Source organism: Martelella alba (assembly GCF_005217455.1).
In the GTDB taxonomy this organism is placed as follows: Bacteria; Pseudomonadota; Gammaproteobacteria; order Enterobacterales; family Enterobacteriaceae; genus Acerihabitans.
In genome coordinates, this window is sequence record NZ_SZPQ01000094.1 from 1 (window position 1) to 3,806 (window position 3,806).

General features: G+C 36.8%; 6 protein-coding genes. All 6 read right to left on the minus strand.

The genetic code is table 11. From position 1 onward, the window contains the following. Window positions 1-178: 178 nt before the first annotated feature. Window positions 179-808, minus strand: coding sequence for a hypothetical protein (locus FCN80_RS25470; protein ID WP_230492962.1), 630 nt, complete (start codon window positions 806-808; stop codon window positions 179-181). A 143-nt stretch (window positions 809-951) separates the two neighbouring features. Beyond that, entirely contained in the window at window positions 952-1,227 is a 276-nt protein-coding gene (locus FCN80_RS27655) for an XAC2610-related protein (RefSeq protein ID WP_136993113.1), read from the minus strand. Continuing rightward, window positions 1,193-1,405, minus strand: coding sequence for a hypothetical protein (locus FCN80_RS26560; RefSeq protein ID WP_170975528.1), 213 nt, complete (start codon window positions 1,403-1,405; stop codon window positions 1,193-1,195). Before FCN80_RS26560 ends, FCN80_RS27655 begins: the two co-directional genes overlap by 35 nt. A gap of 57 nt (window positions 1,406-1,462) precedes the next feature. Continuing rightward, on the minus strand, window positions 1,463-1,705 hold the full coding sequence (locus tag FCN80_RS27125; RefSeq protein WP_230492963.1) for a hypothetical protein: 243 nt from the start codon (window positions 1,703-1,705) through the stop codon (window positions 1,463-1,465). Window positions 1,706-2,091: 386 nt separating this feature from the next. Then, complete coding sequence (locus tag FCN80_RS25485; RefSeq protein WP_136993115.1) at window positions 2,092-2,694, minus strand: hypothetical protein; 603 nt, start codon at window positions 2,692-2,694, stop codon at window positions 2,092-2,094. 14 nt (window positions 2,695-2,708) lie between these two features. Continuing rightward, window positions 2,709-3,806 (minus strand): hypothetical protein (locus FCN80_RS25490; protein ID WP_230492964.1); only part of this gene is annotated, 1,098 nt, incomplete at its 5' end.

A 3,806-nucleotide genomic window follows, 5' to 3' on the forward strand; every position in this document is an offset into this window, starting at 1 on the left:
TCGATGTATCGTCCGAATATCCGCATAAGGATCACGCTGATGACCAGCATCGCCACCAATACGGCAAGCCAACGGGATATTTTAGGTGGTACTTGCCGAGGATAACATTTCGGAAGATCTTTCAGGGAATACGACATTCACACTCTCATGCTTTAAAATTTCCAAATTTCAATTAAGGCTAGTCACCATCAAATGAAATGCTCTCAAGCAATTTCAATGTTTCTTTAGATAGATCTTCACCTTTATCATCCGAAGAATTAACACCAGAATCACATAGGGCATTATTTTTATGTATCAAACAAAAATAAACACTCTGGCCTAGTGTTCCATCTTTGAGCTTCGCCATGGTATTAACAGCCATAAAACCAGATGCATCTTTGCTTTTAACCTGCAATAGAGATAGATGATTTGCCTTCCCATTTTTCACATATGTAGCATCCGGAATGGATTTCCATACCTTATCTTTGTAATCATAAACAATCTTATTATCAGCGCCACTAACACCGCCCCCCTTACTGTTCACTTGCTGTACATCATATCCCAATTCAAATGCTTCACCAGAATACAGACAAGTCCACTCCGATATTAGTGATTCTTTTTCGAAGTACTCATCATCAGACAATGCCGGGTATTTGAAATCACTAAAATGCATATTGCATGCATCAAAACTGGATGACGAAGAAATGTTGGCAATTGAATCAGATGACAGGGTTCTAGTTGCAGATACAAATCCTGCGTTAGCAGCAAGAACAGAAGCCATAGAGAAAGAACTGAAACCGATAATGAATGACATGTAAACTTTTTTCATAACATTACGTCCTGTGCGTACATCCCTTCAGGGATGTCCTAATGACTATAAATTTTATTTTTCTCCAGGCTTCGACCATTGATATGCTTTTTCAATTAAATATTTCTTTAACTCTATATCTCACACTTACATATCGAAAGCGGTTATTTAAGACTTTTGAGGGGGATGGAGCATGACTTTGGAGTGTTGTCGTCATAAATCATATTAATCAAATCATGACCTTCAATCCTTATGTTAACAAAATCATCGCCGCATGTAGGCTTTATCTCTTTGAACTTTTTGCCAGCAGGGGAAAAGACAAATAACCTATGGATTTTATAAGTGCCCATTCCCTCATCCAGAGGCCAAATGCTAAAATCCTTATAACCATCACGATTGTAATCTTCAAATGTAATGTGATTTTTTCTCCGATGATACATCAATTATTTCTAGATTAACCTGCTTACCGGCTTCTAAAACTGATACTTCCAACAAATCATTATCTTTCAGCAAAACCTTTGCAGAAGTATTTTTCCCATTATTAACATCTAAAATGCAATTATCACAACCAATTGCAATCTTTGTAAAAATGTACAGAAAGAAAAAAATATATTTCATGGTAGTACCATTGGGAGTTTTGCGTGATTTTCCAGCAGGGCTTACACAGGCCGTTGTTTAAGGATATCTATTAAACTCCCACGAGCTATTTTTCTTGCAAGTTTCAAAGTTATTATGATCTGTAGGATCAAATCCTGGCCCTACTGGTTTCAAATTTCTATTTGCAAGATTAAAAAACAACCCCTGATTGGTTACGATATAAGCGAGATCCTTTCCTTTTATAAAACCCACGCCAAAAACACCTTCACTCACACCTTTTTCAATCTTTTTATATCCGTGATCCAAATCTACAAGAATCACATTTGTATCTTGGGGATTGCCCTCATTAATTACTTTCGGCTTAACCCAGAGAATTATTTTATCACCACTACATTTAACACTATAGCCATTGATAACAGTATTAAACGTTAGAGTCTTTGTATGATTGTTAATGTCTACGGTTATTGAGACATTACCATTTAATGTAACACCTGATGGATATACATTAAATGAAATAAAAAAAACCGGCAATTGTTGTAATAATCAGATTCATTTGTTAGTCCATCAATATATGATGACACTCTAATTATTTCCTTCTGCGGCAGTGTCGCCACAGTAATATGGAAGATGTTAACGAAATCTGGAAATTTGAGGTCTATTCAATTTATCAAAGTAATATTGATGGCAATTAGCAACCTCACTGAAGTTTATTTAGCACATTCTTCTGAGTATTTCTCATCCACAGATAAATTTTCGAGATCTTTTATTGTGATTTTGCCCGCGGCTAGCTTTGAGCTAATATCTTTTGAAAAGCAAAAAAGACTGCCAGAATAAAAATATATTTCTTGAGTTTTATCTGGTGTATTACCTTCCGACTGATATAAAACCTCGGTTACATACCATTTAATATCCTTACTACCTTCAATGATTTGTATTCTATCGATGCCGAGGCATGGTTCAGAATCTTCGGCATATCCAGAATTATAATTCCTATTAGGTATAAGATATTGATCATTAACTTTAAGTACTAGGTTACATCGACTGTATGGCTCATCTTTACCAGGTAGTCCTTCGCGATTAAAAACAAATGGATATGCGTTCTCTTTGCCTAACTTCTGGAAAACATAATAAGGAAGGAAACCGGTATCTGGTGCATCAATTTGATATACTTGTGATAGGCCGTAAGGTTCTCCATCCTTGTAGGTATAGCTTTTGACTGCGGATGATACATCTGCATCATTCGCAAACGCACCCAATGAAAATAAACTAATGGCACTAACAAAACCCAACAGTAAAATTGTATTATTCATAGTTAACCAATCCCTCACTTGCACTGTTTGGTGTAATCAACAGTGATTTTTACCGTGCTTCGCCCTTTTTGAACTTCGATTACTTCTTTAGAATTTGTAATTTCAAAATCATTTAAATAATAGAATGTATATCGTGTGTAGGCTTGTCTTTCAAAATATCCATACCCACCACCATTAACCAGAACAGAACATCTACCAATTGATTCTGACGTAATACCATTGTCCGGAACTCGATTAATATTAATTTCGTGACTGTGAAGTTTTGAAACCCAATAAAAACCAGCGCTATCAGTTGCACAGAACGAATCCTCAGCAACAATTTTAGGATCGTAACGTGGGTGCCATTTTTTTAATAGTTCATCATCAATAACAGTGTGTTTTTCATGGGTATGCTTATCTACAACTGTCTTTCTGGGATCTGCCCAATAGTGTTTACTTACATTTGTTATTCGACTATCATCGTAAGTATACTCAAAGGTTTCATCAGGTAACTTTCCTTTCGTTCTAAATTTTCTATAGTCATCGAAATTTTGCGGCCAAGTTAACTGAATGAAACCCCTACCATAAAATGGCTGATAATACTCAGCCGCAGGGGATACAAACTTACCTTTACTATTTTTTTGCCCCTTTCCGCCTTCAGTCATTGTCCTGAGCATCCCAGTCTCAATATAAATCTGTCCTAAAAATGCAGAACGTCGGAGCGGGGATAATATATTGTACTTATTACACGTATTGTTAAAGTCTTTCACATACTTTTCCCACCGACCAAACGAAGTAGCCCATGGAACTGTCACATTAACTGGCTTACTGGGGTAGCCTTCATAATATTTCCTTGGAATCATGGAGGAAATTTCTTCATGGCTAAGCCAGCCGCACGTTCTCAAATGATTTATAACTTTAGCAGGGTTGAAGTGCCAAAGACCTCCGCTACTGAATGCTGAATCAAAGCACAATGCTTCTGCATGGGCTTTAAATTTTGCGTAATCTTCATCCGTCATCGGATCATGCTCATCACTACCCTTTTTCAGCCATGAAAAGCGGGTGTCGATCGTACTTTTTTCCCATTCAAACGGGAAATGACAGATTAGCTTTCCGCACTGGTTATCGAACTC